Source organism: Citrobacter sp. Cc139 (genome assembly GCF_030334645.1).
Classification (GTDB): Bacteria; Pseudomonadota; Gammaproteobacteria; order Enterobacterales; family Enterobacteriaceae; genus Citrobacter; species Citrobacter werkmanii.
In genome coordinates this window covers 449,714-469,732 of record NZ_JAOWDM010000092.1, presented here as the reverse complement: position 1 = coordinate 469,732, position 20,019 = coordinate 449,714, and the positions used below count along the sequence as shown (strand labels likewise).

Here is a 20,019-nt window from a genome sequence, read left to right as displayed (position 1 = left end):
ATGGTGGCTACGACGGGATTCGAACCTGTGACCCCATCATTATGAGTGATGTGCTCTAACCAGCTGAGCTACGTAGCCATATATTACTTATTCTTCGATGGCTGGGGTACCTGGATTCGAACCAGGGAATGCCGGTATCAAAAACCGGTGCCTTACCGCTTGGCGATACCCCAATGACCGTTGCGGTGAACCGCTATATCGAAGAAAAAATGGCTGGGGTACCTGGATTCGAACCAGGGAATGCCGGTATCAAAAACCGGTGCCTTACCGCTTGGCGATACCCCATCCGTGCAACGCTTACGGGTGAATGGTGCGGGAGGCGAGACTTGAACTCGCACACCTTGCGGCGCCAGAACCTAAATCTGGTGCGTCTACCAATTTCGCCACTCCCGCAAAAAAGATGGTGGCTACGACGGGATTCGAACCTGTGACCCCATCATTATGAGTGATGTGCTCTAACCAGCTGAGCTACGTAGCCATCTTTTTTTCGCGTAACCTTATCGGCGTTGCGGGGCGCATTATGCGTATTGAGCCTTGAAGCGTCAACCCCTTTTTCATTGAAAATAGCTGGAATGTGACTGTTTGGTTAGGTTGCGAACAGCATGGCGCATTATTCGGCAATTATTAGTTATTAATTGTTTTTTTGCACAGAAAACAGACATAAAAAAAGAGCCCCGTAGGGCTCTTTTCTAAGGATTAACTTATTTATAAGCGGACTGATGTACGCCAACCGCACGACCAGAGGGATCGTTCATGGTTTTAAACGCTTCATCCCATTCAATCGCTTTGGCGGAAGAACAGGCTACTGATGGTCCGCCAGGCACGCATTCCGCCGCGCTGGCAACCGGGAACAATTCTTCAAAAATCTCACGGTACAAATACGCTTCTTTAGACGATGGCGTGTTGTAAGGGAAACGGAAGCTGGCGGTTTCCAGTTGTTGGTCAGAAACTTGCTCAGCAGCCACCTCTTTCAAGGTATCGATCCAACTGTAACCGACACCATCAGAGAACTGCTCTTTCTGACGCCATGCGACGCTGGCAGGCAGGTAAGATTCAAAACATTCGCGCAGCACATGTTTTTCCATTTTGCCGTTGCCGCACATTTTATCCTGCGGGTTGATGCGCATCGCCACATCAAGGAATTTCTTATCCAGGAAAGGCACGCGAGCTTCCACACCCCAGGCAGACATCGCTTTGTTGGCGCGGGCGCAGTCGAACATATGCAGCGCCTGCAGCTTACGCACGGTTTCTTCATGCAGCTCTTTCGCGTCTGGCGCTTTGTGGAAATAGAGATAGCCGCCGAATACTTCGTCAGAGCCTTCACCCGACAGTACCATTTTAATGCCCATCGCTTTAATTTTACGCGACATTAAGTACATCGGCGTTGAGGCGCGGATCGTTGTGACATCGTAGGTTTCGATGTGATAAATCACGTCGCGGATAGCATCCAGACCTTCCTGCACGGTGAAGTGGATCTCATGGTGCACGGTACCCAGATGGTTCGCGACCTCTTGCGCGGCTTGCAGATCCGGTGCGCCTTCCAGGCCGACGGCGAAGGAGTGCAACTGTGGCCACCAGGCTTCGCTACGTTCCTGATCTTCAACACGGCGCGCCGCGTATTTTTTCGTAATCGCGGAAATGACCGAGGAATCCAGACCACCGGACAGCAGTACACCATAAGGAACATCTGACATCAGATGGCTTTTCACCGCATCTTCCAGCGCCTGACGCAGCTCGTTTTTATCGGTCACGTTGTCTTTGACCGCATCGTAATCAAACCAATCACGCTGATAATACTGACGAATTTCGCCGTCCTTACTCCACAAATAGCTCCCGGCCGGGAATTCTTTGATTGTGCGGCATACCGGAACCAGGGCTTTCATTTCAGACGCGACGTAGAAGTTACCGTGTTCGTCGTACCCCATATACAGTGGGATGATCCCGATGTGATCGCGACCAATCAGATAAGCGTCCTGTTCGCTGTCGTACAGGGCAAAAGCAAACATGCCTTGTAGGTCATCCAGGAACTCCGGGCCTTTTTCCTGATACAGCGCGAGGATAACTTCGCAGTCTGAACCGGTCTGGAACTGATAACGATCGCCGTATTCCGCGCGCAGCGCCTGATGGTTATAAATTTCACCGTTAACCGCCAGGATATGCGTTTTCTTCACGTTGTACAGCGGCTGAGCACCGGCATTGACGTCGACGATGGACAGACGTTCGTGCGCCAGAATGGCGTTATCACTGGCGTAAATACCTGACCAGTCCGGGCCGCGATGGCGCATCAGACGAGATAATTCCAGGGCTTTTTTACGCAGTTCAACTGCGTCAGTTTTAATATCGAATACGCCAAAAATAGAACACATAACCTTCTCCGTTAACCTGTTGCGTGATGCTTTTTATGTTTGCTTGATAAAGAAAATGCCGCAAAGCGGGAGAGGGCGCAAGCGAATTACGGTGCGGAAAATAAAAAACGCAATGGTCATTGCTGATTGGTGAAAAAAGATTACGTAATGAGCGCTATTATTGATGAATCAGCAGTGAAAAGATGAATTTATTGAATGGGCGTGTTTTTCAGGCCGGATAACTTGCAGGTATTGTTATCCGGCCAAAGAGATTAAATGACGTCTATCTCAGCAACGGACGGATAAATCCAGCTCGGTCTGAACGGCATGCTGTCGATGTCGTCAAGCGTTGAGACGCCAGACAATACCAGAATGGTTTCCAGACCGGCCTGGAAGCCCGCCAGAATATCGGTACGCAGGTTATCGCCAACGATAACGGTCTCTTCCGAGTGCGCCTGCATTTTGTTGAGCGCCGCGCGAATAATCCACGGGCTGGGTTTGCCGACATAAAACGGCTTACGGCCAGAGATTTTCTCGATACCGGCGCACAGTGCACCGCAGGCGGGATAAAAGCCGCGGCCGTGAGTATCCGGGTTTGTGGCGATGAAACGCGCGCCGTTAGCGACAAAATATGCTGCTTTATGCATCATGTCCCAGTTATAGGAGCGCGTCTCGCCAACAATCACAAAATCGGGGTTCACGTCGGTAATGGTAAACCCGGCTTTATACAGCTCATGAATTAACGCGCCTTCACCTACCACGTAGGCTTTTTTGCCTTCCTGGCGACGAAGAAAATCAGCGGTAGCCATGGCGGAAGTATAAAAGACGCTATCGGGGACATTCACTCCCGCGGTGGCGAAGCGGTTTGCCAGATCTTGCCCGGTCTGTGAAGGATAGTTAGTCAGCAGAACTAACGGCAGGCCTTTTTCCAGGATCCCGGTCAGAAATTCTGCCGCACCCGGTACGGCGACATTGTCGTGCATCAGCACGCCGTCGATATCACAAATTACATTCTTAATGGTCATGAACAACCCAGGGAATTAGTTATGAGTCTTATAGTAATCCACTACTATATGAGAGCATTAGTTTTCCAGCAAACGTTGCAGCAATGTCCCGTTGAGCATCGCACGCTTCACCAGCGCAAAGGCGCCAATGGCGGAACGGTGATCCAGCGTGGAACGAACCACCGGTAAATTGTGGCGAAACGCTTTCAACGCCTGCGTGTTGATACAGCTTTCTATTGCAGGCAGCAGCACTTTATCTGCCTCAGTAATTTCGCCTGCAATGACGATTTTTTGTGGGTTAAACAGGTTGATGGCGATGGCGATGGTTTTACCCAAGTGGCGACCAACGTGTTCAATCACTTCTGCTGCCAGGTTATCGCCCTTATTTGCCGCCTTACAGATAGCTTTAATATTGCAATCATCCAGCGTGAGTCGGCTGGGATAACCCTGTTTCAGTAAGTTTTGCACGCGGTGCTCGATAGACGCATTGGCGGCAATGGTTTCCAGACAGCCGAAGTTACCGCAGTGACAGCGCTCACCCAGCGGTTCAACCTGAATGTGACCAATCTCGCCCACGTTGCCATTGCGACCGATGAAAATTCGGCCATTGGAAATAATTCCCGCCCCGGTTCCGCGGTGAACTCGCACTAAAATGGAGTCTTCGCAATCCTGGCTTGCCCCGAAATAGTGCTCGGCCAGCGCCAGGCTGCGGATATCGTGACCGACAAAGCAGGTAACCTTAAAGCGTTTTTCGAGCGCCTCGACCAGCCCCCAGTTTTCGACCTGAATGTGCGGCATATAGCGAATGACGCCGCTTTCAGGATCAACCAGGCCGGGCAGGATGACGGAAATCGCAATCAGCTCGCGGATTTTCCGCTGGCAGCTGTCAATAAAAGTGGCAATGGTGTTGAGCAGCGCATACTCCAGCGTTTCCTGGGTGCGCTCCGGGAGAGGGTAATGCTCTTCGGCGACCACTTTACTGCTCATATCATAGAGCGTAAGCGTCGTGTCGTGACGGCCCAGACGTACGCCAATGGCGTGGAAATTGCGGGTTTCGGTGACGATAGAGATAGCGCGGCGGCCCCCGGTGGAGGCCTGCTGATCGACTTCTTTGATCAGCCCGCGTTCGATCAACTGACGCGTAATTTTGGTTACGCTGGCGGGGGCAAGCTGGCTTTGCTCGGCAATTTGAATACGCGAGATTGGCCCATGCTGGTCAATCAGGCGATAAACCGCCGCGCTGTTAAGCTGTTTTACGAGATCAACATTACCTATTTGAGCTTGTCCGCCTGGTGTCATTCTTTCTCTTACTCAGTAACGACCTCGTTGCCATTAACGATGGTCTTGATGATTTTAAAGTCGTGCGTAAACGCAGTCAGGTTGGCTACTTTGCCTGGCGCGATGCTGCCGAGTCGTTTGTCGACGCCAATGGCGCGAGCAGGGTAGAGCGTTGCCATGCGTAACACTTCGTCGAGAGCGATATTCGCATGTTCGACCAGATTGCGTACGCCTTCAATCATGGTTAATGATGAACCGCTCAATGTACCGTTCTCATCAACGCACAATCCATTCCGGTAGTATATTGTTTTACCAGCGAAAATGAACTGTTCAATATTGGCACCTGCCGGCGCGGTCGCGTCGGTGACCAGGCACAGCTTGTCGCCTTTCAGGCGCTTGGCATTACGGATGTTAACGTAGTCAACATGCAGACCATCAGCGATGATACCGCAATAAATATCGGCTTCGTCAAGAATAGCGCCCGCCAGGCCCGGTTCGCGGCCCGTTATATAAGGCATGGCGTTAAACAGATGCGTTGCAAAGGTAATCCCTGCGCGGAAGCCGATTTTGGCCTCTTTTACCGTCGCATTGGAGTGACCGGCGGAAACCACGATACCTGCATTTACCAGTTTGGTGATGACCTCTACCGGGACCATTTCTGGCGCCAGCGTCACTTTGGTTATCACGTCAGCATTATCGCACAGGTAATCAACCAACGCAGCGTCCGGTTGACGGACAAATCCCGGATTATGGGTGCCTTTTTTCACCAGATTGAGCCACGGACCTTCCAGATGAAGTCCTAATGCCTGATTCGGGTGTTTCGCCAGGTATTCACGCATGACGCGAACGCCTTGTTTCATCAGGTCATCGCTGGTGGTGATAAGCGTAGGCAGATAGTTGGTACAGCCTGATTTTTCATTGGCTTTCTGCATGATTTCCAGCGTTTCGACGGTCACGGCTTCTGCCGTATCGTTAAACTGTACGCCACCGCAGCCGTTTAGCTGTACATCGATAAAACCGGGGGAAATAATGGCCCCATTCAGTGAGCGCTGTTCAATTCCTGACGGTAACTCAGCCAGTGGGCAAACGCTGTCAATCAGGCCATTGGCGACAACAATCGCATGGTCATCAAGAATTTCGTGACCGGTAAAGATCCGGCCCTGGGTTAAAGCATACATTCCGACCCCCGATTTCAAAAAATGCCGCCCTGCAACTTATCGACAGGGCGGAGACATCAATTACAGACCTTTAATATTTTCCGCTTCTAACTCGTTAAAGTATTTCAGCGTTTTCACTTTCAGTTCCATGGTGGAAGGCTCATCGCACACCACAACGGCTTTTGGATGCAACTGCAGACAGCTGATGGTCCACATATGGTTAACGTTGCCTTCAACGGCGGCTTGCAGCGCCTGCGCCTTCTGGTGACCCAGTACCAGGATCATCACCTCTTCGGCATCCAACAGGGTGCCCACGCCCACGGTCAGGGCATATTTAGGCACCTGGCTTACGTCGCCGTCAAAGAAGCGTGAGTTAGCAACACGCGTATCGTGAGTCAGCGTTTTGATGCGGGTACGGGAAGCCAAAGAGGAGGCTGGTTCGTTGAACGCGATGTGACCATCGTTGCCTACACCGCCCATAAACAGGTGGATTTTACCGTAAGAACGGATTTTTTCTTCATACTGACGGCATTCTGCATCAATATCCGGCGCGTTACCATTGAGGAGGTTGATGTTTTCTGCTGGAATATCAACGTGATCAAAGAAGTTACGATGCATGAAGCTGTGATAGCTTTCCGGATGCTCTTTCGGCAGGCCAACATATTCGTCCATATTGAAAGTAACAACATGCTTGAAGCTCACCTGGCCCGCTTTATGCATTTCAACCAATGCCTTATAAGCTGTCAGCGGAGTACCGCCCGTCGGCAGGCCCAGAACGAACGGGCGATCTGCCGTTGGTTTGAACGCGTTAATACGGTTAACGATATGGCGAGCAGCCCATTTGCCGACTTGTTCAGCGGTATTCAGGGGGATCAGTCTCATTCTTCACCTCAAAAGTAAATGTAAGCAATTGGCGGATTGAGTCTCTGTGCAGTATTAAGCGTAACCTGGTTTTGCATCGGTAAGGATCAATCCGTTTCGATTTTTTGAATGATAAAATAAGTTTTCGTAGTTAGCCAGTGAAAGGGAGGGTTAATAACGATATTTGGTGACTGTAATCACAAAAAACACGCGTTTAATTTGCGATACGAATTAAATTTTCACACACTCAGAATGTAGATGAATGGTTAATATCGTTGATCCAGAATCTTGCTGTCAGGAATGGTCGCACAATAAAAATATGGCTTCAAAGAAGCCTAATCGGGGTCTCGTAGGGGGAATAAAATGAATATTTTAGGTTTTTTCCAGCGGCTGGGTAGGGCGTTACAGCTCCCCATCGCTGTGCTGCCAGTCGCGGCACTGTTGCTGCGATTCGGCCAACCAGATTTACTAAACGTACCTTTTATCGCGCAAGCTGGCGGGGCTATCTTCGATAACCTGGCGCTGATTTTCGCTATCGGTGTAGCTTCCAGCTGGTCAAAAGACAGCGCGGGTGCGGCAGCGCTGGCGGGTGCGGTCGGTTATTTCATATTGACCAAAGCAATGGTTACCATTAACCCGGCCATCAATATGGGTGTACTGGCGGGTATCATCACCGGTCTGGTTGGCGGTGCGGTGTATAACCGTTGGTCTGGTATCAAACTGCCTGACTTCCTGAGCTTCTTTGGCGGCAAACGCTTCGTGCCGATCGCCACTGGCTTCTTCTGTCTGGTGCTGGCTGCTATCTTCGGTTACGTGTGGCCGCCGGTGCAGAACGCCATCCATGCGGGTGGTGAGTGGATCGTAGGCGCTGGCGCGTTGGGTTCCGGTATTTTTGGTTTCATCAACCGTCTGCTGATCCCAACCGGTCTGCATCAGGTTCTGAATACCATCGCCTGGTTCCAGATTGGCGAATTTACTAACGCCGCTGGCACTGTTTTCCACGGTGACATCAACCGCTTCTATGCGGGTGACGGCACTGCGGGTATGTTCATGTCTGGTTTCTTCCCGATCATGATGTTTGGTCTGCCGGGTGCGGCGCTGGCGATGTACTTCGCTGCTCCGAAAGCGCGTCGCCCGATGGTTGGCGGTATGCTGCTGTCCGTTGCGATCACTGCGTTCCTGACCGGTGTTACCGAGCCGCTGGAATTCCTGTTCATGTTCCTGGCGCCACTGCTGTATCTCCTGCACGCACTGTTAACCGGTATCAGCCTGTTCGTTGCGACGCTGCTGGGGATCCACGCGGGCTTCTCCTTCTCCGCAGGCGCTATCGACTACGTGTTGATGTACAACCTGCCGGCAGCAAGTAAGAACGTCTGGATGCTGGTCGTGATGGGGCTGGTCTTCTTCGTCATCTACTTCGTGTTGTTCAGCGCGGTTATTCGTATGTTTAACCTGAAAACGCCGGGCCGCGAAGATAAAGAAGACGATATCGTTACAGAAGAAGCGAACAGCAATACTGAAGAAGGTCTGGCTCAACTGGCAACCAGCTACATTGCTGCGGTTGGCGGTACCGATAACCTGAAAGCGATTGATGCCTGTATCACCCGTCTGCGTCTGACTGTGGCCGATTCTGGTCGCGTAAACGATGCGATGTGTAAACGCTTAGGCGCATCGGGTGTCGTTAAGCTGAACAAACAAACTATCCAGGTCATCGTAGGTGCGAAAGCGGAATCCATCGGCGACGAAATGAAGAAAGTTGTGGCGCGTGGCCCGGTTGCGGCAGCGTCTGCTGAAAGTGCGCCAGCAGCAGCGGCCCCGGTGGCAAAACCGCAGGCTGTAGCGAACGCAGTCACCGTTGAAGCGCTGGTTTCTCCGATTACCGGTGACGTCGTTGCGCTGGAGCAGGTTCCTGATGAAGCCTTCGCCAGCAAAGCGGTAGGCGACGGCGTTGCGGTGAAACCAACAGATAAAATCGTGGTTGCTCCGGCTGCGGGCACTATCGTGAAAATCTTCAACACCAATCATGCGTTCTGTCTGGAAACCGTTAAAGGCGCGGAAATCGTAGTCCATATGGGTATCGATACCGTCGCGCTGGAAGGTAAAGGCTTTAAACGCCTGGTTGAAGAAGGTGCGGAAGTGACGGCGGGTCAACCGATTCTGGAAATGGATCTGGATTTCCTGAACGCCAATGCACGTTCCATGATTAGCCCGGTTGTGTGCAGCAACAGCGATGATTTCGGCGCTCTGGTCATTAAAGCCGAAGGTCATGTGGTTGCCGGTCAGACACCACTGTATGAGATTAAAGGTAAATAACTGCTCCTGAGTAAAGTGAGTTAAATGCCTTAAGCGGCGGGGGATATTCCTCCGCCGCTTTTTTTTGCAGCAATTGGCCCCAATATTTTCGATTGATACATATTTTGCGTAACTAAAGGTTGTCAGTCTGCCTGGCTTATAAGATCATATTCCGTTATACGTTGTTTACGCTTTGAGGAATCCACGATGAGTGAGGCTGAAGCCCGCCCGAGTAACTTTATTCGTCAGATCATCGATGAAGATCTGGCCAGTGGTAAGCACACCACGATCCATACCCGTTTTCCGCCGGAGCCAAATGGCTATCTGCACATTGGCCACGCGAAATCCATTTGTCTGAACTTTGGTATTGCGCAAGATTACCAGGGCCAGTGCAACCTGCGTTTTGATGATACGAACCCGGTTAAAGAAGATATCGAGTACGTTGAGTCGATTAAAAACGACGTTGAATGGTTAGGTTTCCACTGGACTGGTGACATTCGCTACTCGTCGGATTACTTCGATCAGCTTCACGCCTATGCGGTAGAGCTTATTAATAAAGGTCTGGCGTACGTTGACGAACTGTCAGCGGACGAAATTCGCGAATACCGCGGTACGCTCACTCAGCCGGGTAAAAACAGCCCGTTCCGCGATCGCAGCGTCGAAGAGAACCTCGCGCTGTTCGAAAAAATGCGTACCGGTGGCTTTGAAGAAGGTAAAGCCTGCCTGCGCGCGAAAATCGACATGGCGTCGCCGTTTATCGTGATGCGCGATCCGGTGCTGTACCGTATTAAGTTCGCTGAACACCACCAGACCGGCAACAAGTGGTGCATCTATCCGATGTACGACTTTACCCACTGCATCAGCGATGCGCTGGAAGGCATTACCCACTCGCTGTGTACGCTGGAGTTCCAGGATAACCGTCGTCTGTATGACTGGGTGCTGGACAACATCACCATCCCGGTTCACCCGCGTCAGTATGAATTCTCGCGCCTGAATCTGGAATACACCGTGATGTCCAAGCGCAAGCTGAACCTGCTGGTGACCGACAAGCACGTTGAGGGCTGGGACGATCCGCGCATGCCGACCATCTCTGGCCTGCGTCGTCGCGGTTATACCGCGGCCGCTATCCGTGAATTCTGCAAACGTATTGGCGTGACCAAGCAGGACAACACCATTGAGATCGCCTCTCTGGAATCCTGCATTCGTGAAGATCTGAATGAAAACGCGCCGCGCGCGATGGCGGTTATCGATCCGGTGAAACTGGTTATCGAAAACTACCCCCAGGGCGAGAGCGAAATGGTGACCATGCCTAATCATCCGAATAAACCGGAAATGGGCAGCCGTGAAGTGCCGTTCAGCGGTGAAATCTGGATCGACCGCGCTGACTTCCGCGAAGAAGCGAACAAGCAGTACAAGCGTCTGGTGATGGGCAAAGAAGTACGTCTGCGTAATGCTTACGTGATCAAGGCCGAGCGTGTAGAGAAAGATGCGGAAGGGAATATTACCACCATTTTCTGCACTTACGATGCCGATACTCTGAGCAAAGATCCGGCCGATGGTCGTAAAGTAAAAGGTGTTATTCACTGGGTCAGTGCGGCACATGCATTACCGATTGAAATCCGCCTGTACGATCGTTTGTTTAGCGTACCGAACCCAGGTGCGGCAGAGGACTTCCTGTCCGTGATTAACCCGGAATCCCTGGTGATTAAACACGGCTACGGCGAGCCATCGCTGCAGGCCGCGGTCGCAGGCAAAGCGTTCCAGTTTGAACGTGAAGGTTACTTCTGCCTTGACAGCCGCTACGCTACGGCTGACAAGCTGGTGTTTAACCGCACTGTTGGTCTGCGCGATACGTGGGCTAAAGCGGGCGAATAAGCCGCAACACATCCTGTCTAAACGCCGCTTCATGCGGCGTTTTTTTTACGCCAAAACGTTTTCCTGGCTCCATTTGCGGAGCGAATTAATTACATGCCTGTAATAATGAATCGGCTGAATGTTTTTACCTTTAAATAACTTACCGCAATATGAAATGGGCTGAAACCGATTTCATCCCCATGGAAAACAAGCGGTTTTTTCTTTTTTTCAACGCTTTTTTATCTCCCGATGAAAATGTAACAGAAAGCAATGAAATATGTGCGGTTGCTCATACTATTACATACTCGTTACAGAAAGAGATTGATAATTCGCGTCGCGAAAAATAGTCTATTCATTGTAGTCACTGAGGTTTTCTTAGCACTACTTTTTTAATTTTTGTTTTTTCGCTGACCGCTTTTATCGGCAGCATTTTTATGTCAAAGAGGATTAACATATGCGTACGTTTAGTGGCAAACGTAGTACGCTGGCGCTGGCTATCGCCGGTATCACAGCAATGTCGGGTTTCGTTGTCGCTCCCCAGGCTCACGCCGAAGGTTTCATTGATGACTCCACTTTAACCGGCGGCATCTATTACTGGCAGCGTGAGCGTGACCGTAAAGATGTCACCGATCATGACAAATACAAAACCAACCTTTCTCACTCCACATGGAACGCCAACCTCGATTTCCAGTCCGGTTATGCGGCGGATATGTTTGGTATTGATATCGCAGCATTCACCGCGATTGAAATGAACGAAAGTAGCGAAAGCGGCCATCCAAATGAAATCGCATTCTCTTCAAAAAATAAAGGCTATGACGAAGATTACTCCGGCGATAAGAGCGGAATTAGCCTGTATAAAGCAGCAGCCAAATTTAAATACGGCCCAACCTGGGCGCGCGCCGGTTACATTCAACCAACCGGGCAGACGCTATTGGCTCCGCACTGGAGCTTTATGCCTGGTACTTATCAGGGTGCCGAAGCCGGTGCCAACTTCGACTATGGTGATGCCGGCGCACTGAGCTTCTCCTATATGTGGGCCAACGAATATAAAGCGCCGTGGCACACCGAAGTCGATAAATTCTATCAGGCCGATAAAAAGACCAGCGTAGATTACCTGCACTCAATCGGCGCGAAATATGACTTCAAAAATAACTTGTTGCTGGAAGCGGCATTTGGTCAGTCTGAAGGCTACGTCGATCAGTACTTCGCGAAAGCCAGCTACAAATTCGATTTAGGTGGTAACCCGTTTACCACAAGTTATCAGTTCTACGGCGCGCGCGACAAAGTTGATGATCGCACCGTGAACGATATTTATGACGGCACGGCCTGGCTGCAGGCGTTGACCTTCGGCTACAAAGTGGCGGAAGTGGTTGACCTGCGCCTGGAAGGGACCTGGGTTAAAGCGGACGGGCAGCAGGGGTACTTCCTGCAGCGTATGACCCCGACCTACGCCTCATCAAACGGTCGTCTGGATATCTGGTGGGACAACCGCTCTGACTTCAACGCCAACGGCGAAAAGGCCGTATTCTTCGGTGCAATGTATGACCTGAAGAACTGGAACCTGCCGGGTTGGGCAGTCGGTGCGTCCTACGTTTACGCCTGGGATGCCAAGCCATCTACCTGGCAGCTCAATCCGGATGCGTACTACGACAAAAACCGGACTATCGAAGAGTCTTCTTACAGCCTGGATGCGGTCTATACCCTGCAGGACGGTCGTGCGAAGGGCACCATGTTTAAACTGCACTTCACCCAGTACGACAACCATTCAGACATTCCGAGCTGGGGCGGTGGTTATGGCAACATCTTCCAGGATGAACGCGACGTGAAGTTCATCGTTATTGCTCCGTTCACCATCTTCTAATGCCAACAGCGGCAGACCAGACGTCTGCCACTCCGTTGAGGAAAGTGCTATGAAAAAACTGATACTCATCGCCATTATGGCATCAGGGCTGGTGGCTTGTGCGCAATCCCCTTCGCCGAAAGAAGACAGTCGCCTGAAAGAAGCCTACAGCGCGTGTATTAACACCGCGCAAGGATCGCCGGAGAAAATCGAAGCCTGCCAAAGCGTGCTGAATGTGTTGAAGAAAGAAAAGCAGCACCAGCAGTTTGCTAATGAAGAAAGCGTACGCGTACTGGATTATCAGCAGTGTATCCAGGCCACGCGCACGGGTAACGATCAGTCCGTTAATGCTGATTGTGACAAGGTCTGGCAGGAAATTCGTAGCAAGAACGCTGCGCAGTAATTCGAAAAATGCTACGGGCGGAGAATTTTCCGCCCGTTTGCTTTTCAGAGCTTATGTTCCACTGGTTGATAGCCCCGACTCAGTCGGACAAACAGCATTGCCGTGGCGGCGAGTCCACAAAGTGCTGCGCACATCAGCCACCATCCAGGTGAGCTTTTATCCCCGGTTAGCTGGACCAGCGCCGTGGATATGACTGGTGTAAGGCCGCCAAAAATCGCCGTGGCAAGACTGAAGGCCAGTGAAAAGCCCACCGTACGGACATAGACAGGCATCACCTCGGTGAGTGCCGCGACCATTGCCCCGTTGTACATGCCAAAAAAGAACGAGAACCAAAGCAGTACCAGCGTCATGCGCATGAAGTCTGGCGCGGCGGTGAGCCAGTGCATTACCGGCCAGGTGGTAAGCAGTGCGAGTACGGTAATCCCCATCAATACCGGACGACGACCAATTCGGTCAGATATCGCCCCGCCAATCGGCAGCCAAATAAAGTTAGAAATCCCGACCAGCATGGTGACTACCAGGCTATCGCGCGCGCTCAGGTGGAGTACGGCCCTGCCGTAGGTTGGGGTGTAGACGGTAATAAAGTAAAACGTCGTGGTGGTCATCGCTACCAGCAGCGTACCCGCAGCGATCAGACGCCAGTTTTTGATGATAGTGGTGAAAATTTCCCTGGTGTCGGGACGGTGCATACGTTGTAAAAATGCGTCTGTTTCCTGAAGCGAACGGCGCAGGACGAAGATCAACGGAATAATCATACAACCAATAAAAAACGGAATGCGCCAGCCCCATTCAGAGATCTCATCGTGCCCCAGTGTGGCATTCAGAGCGTAGCCAATCAGCGCCGCCACCACAATGGCGACCTGTTGGCTGGCGGACTGCCAACTGGTGTAGAAACCTTTATTGCCAGGTGTGGCGATTTCAGAAAGATAAACCGAAACGCCTCCCAGCTCTACGCCCGCAGAGAAGCCTTGCAATAATCGACCGACTAATACCAGCACAGGGGCCAGCAGGCCAATGCTTTGATAACCGGGAACCAGGGCAATCAGCAGGGTACCGCAGCCCATGATCGCCAGCGTCACCATCAGTCCTTTACGGCGACCAATTCTGTCGATGTAAGCACCCAGCACGATTGCGCCAACGGGCCGCATTAAAAAACCCGAACCGAAAACCGCAAAGGTCAACATGAGCCCGGCAAATTCACTCTCCGCGGGGAAGAACGTCTTTGCGATATAGGTGGCGTAAAACCCGAACAGAAAAAAGTCGAACTGTTCGAGAAAATTACCGCTGGTTACCCGCAGTATTGCGCCGAAAGTTCCGGCGCGCGATGGTTGTTGTGTCATTAGGGTTGCTCCACTGTCTTATCATAATATTTATAGAGGTAAGAGTTTGCGGGTTAGTCGCCTGTGACCCCCGCTTGTTTGCCGCGCCGTTTCTCAATCGCCCACTTGAGTAAGGCTGCGCAGCGGTAAAATCCGTGGGCAAATTTTCCGTAAGGAATGGTCAGAAAAAGCGCCATGACCACGCCGAGATGAATAGCCAGTAAAATAGCCATCCATGAGGTGTCTCTTCCCGCCAGCAGCGCCAGACCGGTCAGACTGGTCAGCAGCAGCAGCAAAATAAAACCGCGATCCATCGGTTTTTGCCGTGCGTCGCCATGTAGCGGTGAGCGTTTAAGATTCAGCCATAGCAAGCCAGCCGGGCCGACAACCAGACCAATGCCGCCCAGCGTGCCCAGCATCACCGGAACGCTGAAGAACGGGTAGGGCGCTTCTATGCCTGCAAAGTAGTGATAGCCTGTAGCCACCACGGTGGCGGCAAAGCAGAGCATAAAACCGTAGAAGGTAAAGTGGTGGAAACGGCGGCGCATCAGGGTGAAAGCATCATCCGCTTCGTTACAACCTTTGCCGTGGCCACCATCGAGATATTTCAGCGTCAGCGCATCGTGTGAGGCTTCAGCAATCTCGGCGGAACGCGGCATACCCGGAGAGATCTCGCGCCAGAAGCGGATCACGCCCGCCATCAGCAAACCGATCGCCAGAATAAAGACCGAACCAAACATCCAGGCCAGCAGGTTATGCGGGAAAATTTGATAGAAATCCCCGGCCAGCGGAGGATGGAATAGTGAACCTTTCAAACCTATAGCGAGGAGTAAAAACAGGATCAGACCGAAAACCAGCGCCAGCGTCACGGTTACGCCCGCGCGACGATAAAGCGCGCCAAAGGCGGCGGGTTGCGCATAATGCTGATAGGTTTCGAGCCGGACCTCCGCCATCGCCTTCGGTACGTTGATGGCAAATTCATGAGGCGGGGCATACTGACACGCGTGCAGGCAAGCGCCGCAGTTATGGCACAAGTTCGCCAGATAGTTGATATCCGCTTTACCGAATTCCAGACGTTGCGTCATCGCCGGGAATACGGCGCAAAAGCCTTCACAATAGCGACAGGCATTGCACACCTGCATCACACGTTCAACTTCAGCTTCCGGTTCGGTGATAATTTGCGCTTCGATGATCAGTTTCTCAAGCTGCTTCATGACGTGTCTCCTTACGTGCGGCCAGCGCGGCTTCTTTTCCGGCAATGCGGCCAAAGGTTGTGCCGATCGACATCCCCACGCCTGCGGTGTAGCCCTTGCCCAACACGTTGCCCGCCATCATCTCTCCGGCGACGAACAGGTTACGGCTTGGATGCCCGGCAAAATGCACAGCGGCGTGTTCGTTCACTTTTAACCCAAGATAAGTGAAGGTGATCCCTGGCCGCAGGGCATAGCCGTAGAATGGCGGCTGGTCCAGTGGTCGCGCCCAGTGCGTTTTCGCGGGTAGCAAATCTTTGGTGGCGCAGTTATCCAGAACGGTGTGGTCGAACTGACCAGGCTGGCAGGCGTTGTTGTATTGCGTCACGGTGTGGGTAAAACGTTCGGCATCCAGTCCTAACTGAAGAGCCAGCTCTGCCAACGTATTGGCCTGCGCGCCGGGAAAGACCGGCGGCATAAAGTGGCCAATAGCTTTACTGTCGATGATGGAGTAGCCAATCTGCCCTGGCTGTTGAGCGACCAGACGTCCCCAGATGGCGTAGCGTTTGGGCCAGAAATCTTCACCTTCATCATAAAAGCGCTCAGCGTCCCGGTTCACCACTATACCGAGCGAGACGCAGTCCACGCGGGTACAAATCCCGCCGTCATATAATGGCGCTCTGGCATCAATGGCCACGCAGTGTGACTGGGAGGGATCGCCGATAATGTCGGCTCCGGCATCCATCATAAATTTGAGCAGTACGCCCTGGTTAAAGCGCGTGCCGCGAATCAGGAAGTTATCCGCTGGCCATTCGCCGCGCTCGTTCTCTCCCCATGCTTCTCGTAGCCATTCGCGGTTAGACTCAAAACCGCCAGCGGCAAGCACGCAGGATTTAGCGGTGATGCGCTCTTCGCCTGCCAGCGCCGCCACGAACTCGCCATTACGCAGTTCAAGCGCCTGAACCGGGGTGTTATAGCGGATCTGCACTCCCAGCTTTTCTGCGCTGCGATAATAGGCATTCACAAGGGCCTTTCCACCGCCCATAAAAAAGGCGTTGGTTCGCGCCACGTGTAAAGCGCCAGAGAGAGGAGGCTGAAAGTTAACGCCGTGCTGGCGCATCCAGTCGCGGCATTGTGAAGAGGTACGGATCACCAGACGCGCCAGCGCTTCGTTGGTATTCCCTTCCGTGACGCGCCACAGATCTTGCCAGAATTCTTCTTCAGGATAGCTGTCCACCAGCACATCCTGCGGCGCATCATGCATACAACGTAAATTACGCGTGTGTTGGGAGTTTCCTCCGCGCCATTCCCGGGGGGCCGCTTCGAGCAGGAGTACCGAAGCTCCTTGCTCCCGGGCGGTCAAGGCAGCACATAACGCGGCATTACCACCACCAATCACCAGAACATCAACCATCGTATACTCCATTACCATTTAACTATTTGTTAAATTTGTAATTGAAATGTATACGTACAGCTTGTGCGGGCGCTATGATGTGGTGCTAAACAGTACTTTAGTTATTGTAAAGAGTAGCGCCAGGCCAGCTTCCTGCTTCCACCAGTTGATGCATCACTTTCGTCAGCACCACACGGGCGGCAAGGCCTGCCGGGGTAAGTTCATCGTCAGAGAGGCTGACCAGAAAGTTAGGGCGGCTAAGTATCGGATTATAGACGCCGATCACTCTTAGAGTTTCTTTATCGAGATGGGAGATCGCCGCACCGGGCTGAAGAGTGGCGCCAATGCCACTGCGTACGGCGCGCATCAGTAACGCCAGACCATCAATTTCAGTAGCGATCTCAATATTTAGCGCGTGTTCCTGGCAGATGGCATCCAGCCTGCCGCGCAGACCGTGTCCCGGGCTTGGCATGATCAATGGAATATTTGCCAACTGGGCTGGAGCAATATTGTCGTCGACAATATCAGCCAATAGGGCATGGGTCCCAATCAAAAACAGCCGTTCTTCAAGAATCGGTCTGGCGCTCCAGCGCAGGATCTTTTCTTTTTGAAACACGACAGCCAGATCAATCTGGCGGGTATTAATCATTCGTTCCAGGTTGCCAGAGAGACTTTCCACCACATGCAGGCGAACATCAGCATAGCTTTCCCGCATGGCGTGAATAAATGGCATACCGAGAACGGAAGCGGTACTGGGGGCCATACCGACGCTGACGTGTCCGGAAAGTCGGGCCTCGCGCGCGGCGAGGATTGCATCGTCTGCATGCCGGAGCGCCAGCTGCGCCTGGGAGTAAAAAGCCAGTCCGGCGCTGGTGGGCGTCACACCGCGCGAGGTGCGTTGAAGCAGGCGAATAGCAAGTTCGTTTTCCAGGCGCGTCATTTGCTGACTGAGTGCCGAAACACCGATATTGAGATCGATCGCCGCGCTACCCATGCTGCCGGTTTCTACAATACGCACAAAATAACGTAGTTGACGAAGTTCCATTTCAACTCTCCGAATGGCAATTGATTTTTACATTAAAGCAACATTGACGTAGAAGGAAGAGGGGGATGGTCAAATTTGGCCCATAAAAAAAGCCAACCGGATGGTTGGCTTTTCAGAAAGCGTCACATTATTTGCCGTCGTGCGCATGCTCATCTTCGCGGCAATCGCCTTCGGCGCAGTGGCCATAAAGATAGAGGCTATGGTTGGTTAAGCGAATACCATGTTTAGCCGCAATCTCACGCTGACGCGCTTCAATGGAATCATCGCTGAACTCGACCACTTTGCCGCAGTCGAGGCAAATGAGGTGATCGTGGTGATGCTGTTGAGTCAGTTCGAAGACGGATTTACCACCTTCAAAATTGTGGCGGGTCACGATACCGGCATCATCAAACTGGTTCAGCACACGATACACGGTCGCCAGACCAATTTCTTCACCCATATCGATCAGGCGTTTGTATAAGTCTTCCGCACTGACGTGATGGTTATCCGGTTCCTGAAGAACTTCCAGAATTTTTAAACGAGGAAGCGTTACTTTCAGGCCAGCCTTCTTTAATGCGGTATTGTTGTCAGTCATGCGGAATCTGTCCTGTAGCTAAACGATTCACTTCATTAACAGAAGTGACAGAAATTGCACTTGAGAAATTGCGTATCATTATAGAACTGCCATGGTTAAATGAAAACAGCAAGTCTCTGGCATATATTGTTAATCAAAACGTGGTATCGCCGACAAACACACTGTGCAACACCCGATTGGCATCCAGCCATTGTACAGGGTCAGACGAAAAAGTTACAAATTTGTAGCAATTATTTTGATTGGTTTTATCTATTGATGCGGCGCAGATGAAGATCTACGCCGCGCGAAATCAGGCATTGATGATTTCGTCGAGGTGCAGTTCTTCTGAGATCTGCTTAACCCATTTTTCTACACGTTCAGCGGTCAGCTCCGGCTGGCGATCTTCATCGATAGCCAGACCGACAAAGTGGTCGTCGTCAGCCAGGCCTTTGGACGCTTCAAAGTGATAACCCGCCGTTGGCCAGTGACCGACGATGGTGGCGCCGCGTGGCTCAATGATGTCGCGAATTGTGCCTAACGCATCGCAGAAATATTCTGCGTAATCTTCCTGGTCGCCGCAGCCGAACAATGCAACCAGTTTGCCGTTAAAATCAATGTCTTCGAGGGTAGGGAAGAAATCGTCCCAGTCACACTGCGCTTCACCGTAGTACCAGGTTGGAATGCCGAGCAGCAGAATGTCATACCCTTCCAGGTCTTCTTTGCTGCTTTTTGCAATGTCATGTACATCGGCAACGTCTTTACCAAGCTGTTTTTGAATCATTTTTGCGATGTTTTCGGTATTACCGGTGTCGCTGCCGAAAAAGATGCCAGTGATTGCCATGAGTAAAATAACCTCTTGAAACTTATTGAAATGGTGGTGGCGCATTGCCCACGGATAAGGGCAATCATAGCAGAACAGTCAGCCATGCGGAAACAGCAAACACGCGGGACTGCACTCTGTGCTACACGATTTATGATTTATACCCGTCATACTTCAAGTTTCAGGTGCGTTGGCTGCGCTCACTTACCCGAATCACTTACTACAGTAAGCTCATCGGGATGCGTTCATTTGCCGCCTTCCTGCAACTCGAATTATTTAGTGTATAGAGCAGAAATTCAGACTATGCCTGACCGCGCAATGCGGTGAGTTGGGTCATCAGCATCTCTTCGATGAGTTCACTGCGACTCATGTTGCGCGCCTCGGCCAGCTCGTTTAACGCGTCAACGGCATCAGCGTTCAGTTTCAGTTCGACACGCTTAAGCCCGCGAACTTTGTCACGTTTAAGCTGATTACGTTTATTTATACGTAACTGTTCATCACGCGAAAGCGGATTAGTTTTGGGTCGTCCCGGGCGACGCTCCTGCGCGAACAGATCTAATGTCGTACGGTCCGTTTGTTCTTTGGCCATGATCTTGGTGACTTCGGGGAAACAATCAGCCAGGCGTCCGCCCGGATGGATAGCGCGCCATAATACATCAGCAGGA

16 protein-coding genes and 5 tRNA genes are annotated in these 20,019 nt (G+C 51.8%); 4 read left to right on the top strand and 17 right to left on the bottom strand.

Going from position 1 to position 20,019, the window contains the following annotated elements; translation table 11 throughout:
• Window position 1 precedes the first annotated feature (1 nt).
• The 10 genes from OGV69_RS21415 to nagB form a co-directional block, all read right to left on the bottom strand.
• A tRNA-Met gene (locus OGV69_RS21415) sits at window positions 2-78 on the bottom strand.
• A 20-nt stretch (window positions 79-98) separates the two neighbouring features.
• A tRNA-Gln gene (locus OGV69_RS21410) sits at window positions 99-173 on the bottom strand.
• Between the two features lie 37 nt (window positions 174-210).
• Window positions 211-285, bottom strand: a tRNA-Gln gene (locus OGV69_RS21405).
• Between the two features lie 23 nt (window positions 286-308).
• Window positions 309-393, bottom strand: a tRNA-Leu gene (locus tag OGV69_RS21400).
• Window positions 394-401: 8 nt separating this feature from the next.
• Window positions 402-478 (bottom strand) — tRNA-Met (locus tag OGV69_RS21395).
• A gap of 223 nt (window positions 479-701) precedes the next feature.
• Window positions 702-2,366, bottom strand: coding sequence for an asparagine synthase B (gene asnB, locus OGV69_RS21390; RefSeq protein WP_038638793.1), 1,665 nt, complete (start codon window positions 2,364-2,366; stop codon window positions 702-704).
• A 251-nt stretch (window positions 2,367-2,617) separates the two neighbouring features.
• A complete protein-coding gene (nagD, locus tag OGV69_RS21385; RefSeq protein WP_038638796.1) occupies window positions 2,618-3,370 on the bottom strand; it encodes a ribonucleotide monophosphatase NagD in 753 nt (250 codons plus the stop codon).
• 57 nt (window positions 3,371-3,427) lie between these two features.
• A complete protein-coding gene (nagC, locus tag OGV69_RS21380; RefSeq protein WP_038638799.1) occupies window positions 3,428-4,648 on the bottom strand; it encodes a DNA-binding transcriptional regulator NagC in 1,221 nt (406 codons plus the stop codon).
• Between the two features lie 8 nt (window positions 4,649-4,656).
• Window positions 4,657-5,805, bottom strand: coding sequence for an N-acetylglucosamine-6-phosphate deacetylase (nagA, locus tag OGV69_RS21375; RefSeq protein WP_069323162.1), 1,149 nt, complete (start codon window positions 5,803-5,805; stop codon window positions 4,657-4,659).
• A 60-nt stretch (window positions 5,806-5,865) separates the two neighbouring features.
• Window positions 5,866-6,666: a glucosamine-6-phosphate deaminase gene (gene nagB / locus OGV69_RS21370; protein ID WP_003022803.1), complete on the bottom strand. Its 801-nt coding sequence runs from the start codon at window positions 6,664-6,666 to the stop codon at window positions 5,866-5,868.
• A gap of 342 nt (window positions 6,667-7,008) precedes the next feature.
• Between nagB and nagE the strand changes: the two genes are divergently transcribed.
• The 4 genes from nagE to OGV69_RS21350 all read left to right on the top strand — a co-directional run bounded on the left by nagE (window position 7,009) and on the right by OGV69_RS21350 (window position 13,034).
• Window positions 7,009-8,958: a PTS N-acetyl glucosamine transporter subunit IIABC gene (gene nagE / locus OGV69_RS21365; RefSeq protein ID WP_038638803.1), complete on the top strand. Its 1,950-nt coding sequence runs from the start codon at window positions 7,009-7,011 to the stop codon at window positions 8,956-8,958.
• A 186-nt stretch (window positions 8,959-9,144) separates the two neighbouring features.
• The gene (gene glnS / locus OGV69_RS21360) at window positions 9,145-10,812 is read left to right on the top strand and encodes a glutamine--tRNA ligase (protein WP_038638804.1); all 1,668 of its coding nucleotides are present in this window, start codon (window positions 9,145-9,147) and stop codon (window positions 10,810-10,812) included.
• Between the two features lie 433 nt (window positions 10,813-11,245).
• Complete coding sequence (gene chiP, locus OGV69_RS21355; protein ID WP_038638807.1) at window positions 11,246-12,652, top strand: chitoporin ChiP; 1,407 nt, start codon at window positions 11,246-11,248, stop codon at window positions 12,650-12,652.
• 49 nt (window positions 12,653-12,701) lie between these two features.
• A complete protein-coding gene (locus OGV69_RS21350) occupies window positions 12,702-13,034 on the top strand; it encodes a ChiQ/YbfN family lipoprotein (RefSeq protein WP_038638809.1) in 333 nt (110 codons plus the stop codon).
• A gap of 44 nt (window positions 13,035-13,078) precedes the next feature.
• On the opposite strand, the gene OGV69_RS21345 is transcribed toward OGV69_RS21350, so the two are convergent.
• The 7 genes from OGV69_RS21345 to ybfE all read right to left on the bottom strand — a co-directional run bounded on the left by OGV69_RS21345 (window position 13,079) and on the right by ybfE (window position 19,943).
• Window positions 13,079-14,374, bottom strand: a complete 1,296-nt coding sequence (locus OGV69_RS21345) for an MFS transporter (protein ID WP_069323163.1) — start codon at window positions 14,372-14,374, stop codon at window positions 13,079-13,081.
• Between the two features lie 53 nt (window positions 14,375-14,427).
• Complete coding sequence (gene tcuB, locus OGV69_RS21340) at window positions 14,428-15,567, bottom strand: tricarballylate utilization 4Fe-4S protein TcuB (RefSeq protein ID WP_042309776.1); 1,140 nt, start codon at window positions 15,565-15,567, stop codon at window positions 14,428-14,430.
• The gene (gene tcuA, locus OGV69_RS21335) at window positions 15,554-16,957 is read right to left on the bottom strand and encodes an FAD-dependent tricarballylate dehydrogenase TcuA (RefSeq protein ID WP_069323164.1); all 1,404 of its coding nucleotides are present in this window, start codon (window positions 16,955-16,957) and stop codon (window positions 15,554-15,556) included. Before tcuA ends, tcuB begins: the two co-directional genes overlap by 14 nt.
• 97 nt (window positions 16,958-17,054) lie before the next feature.
• Window positions 17,055-17,981, bottom strand: coding sequence for a tricarballylate utilization LysR family transcriptional regulator TcuR (gene tcuR / locus OGV69_RS21330; RefSeq protein ID WP_069323165.1), 927 nt, complete (start codon window positions 17,979-17,981; stop codon window positions 17,055-17,057).
• A gap of 127 nt (window positions 17,982-18,108) precedes the next feature.
• Entirely contained in the window at window positions 18,109-18,555 is a 447-nt protein-coding gene (fur, locus tag OGV69_RS21325; RefSeq protein WP_003022836.1) for a ferric iron uptake transcriptional regulator, read from the bottom strand.
• 289 nt (window positions 18,556-18,844) lie between these two features.
• Window positions 18,845-19,375 (bottom strand): flavodoxin FldA, encoded by a 531-nt coding sequence (fldA, locus tag OGV69_RS21320; RefSeq protein WP_003022839.1) that lies wholly within the window; start codon window positions 19,373-19,375, stop codon window positions 18,845-18,847.
• 280 nt (window positions 19,376-19,655) lie between these two features.
• Window positions 19,656-19,943, bottom strand: a complete 288-nt coding sequence (ybfE, locus tag OGV69_RS21315) for a LexA regulated protein (protein WP_042310165.1) — start codon at window positions 19,941-19,943, stop codon at window positions 19,656-19,658.
• Between the last annotated feature and the right edge of the window lie 76 nt (window positions 19,944-20,019).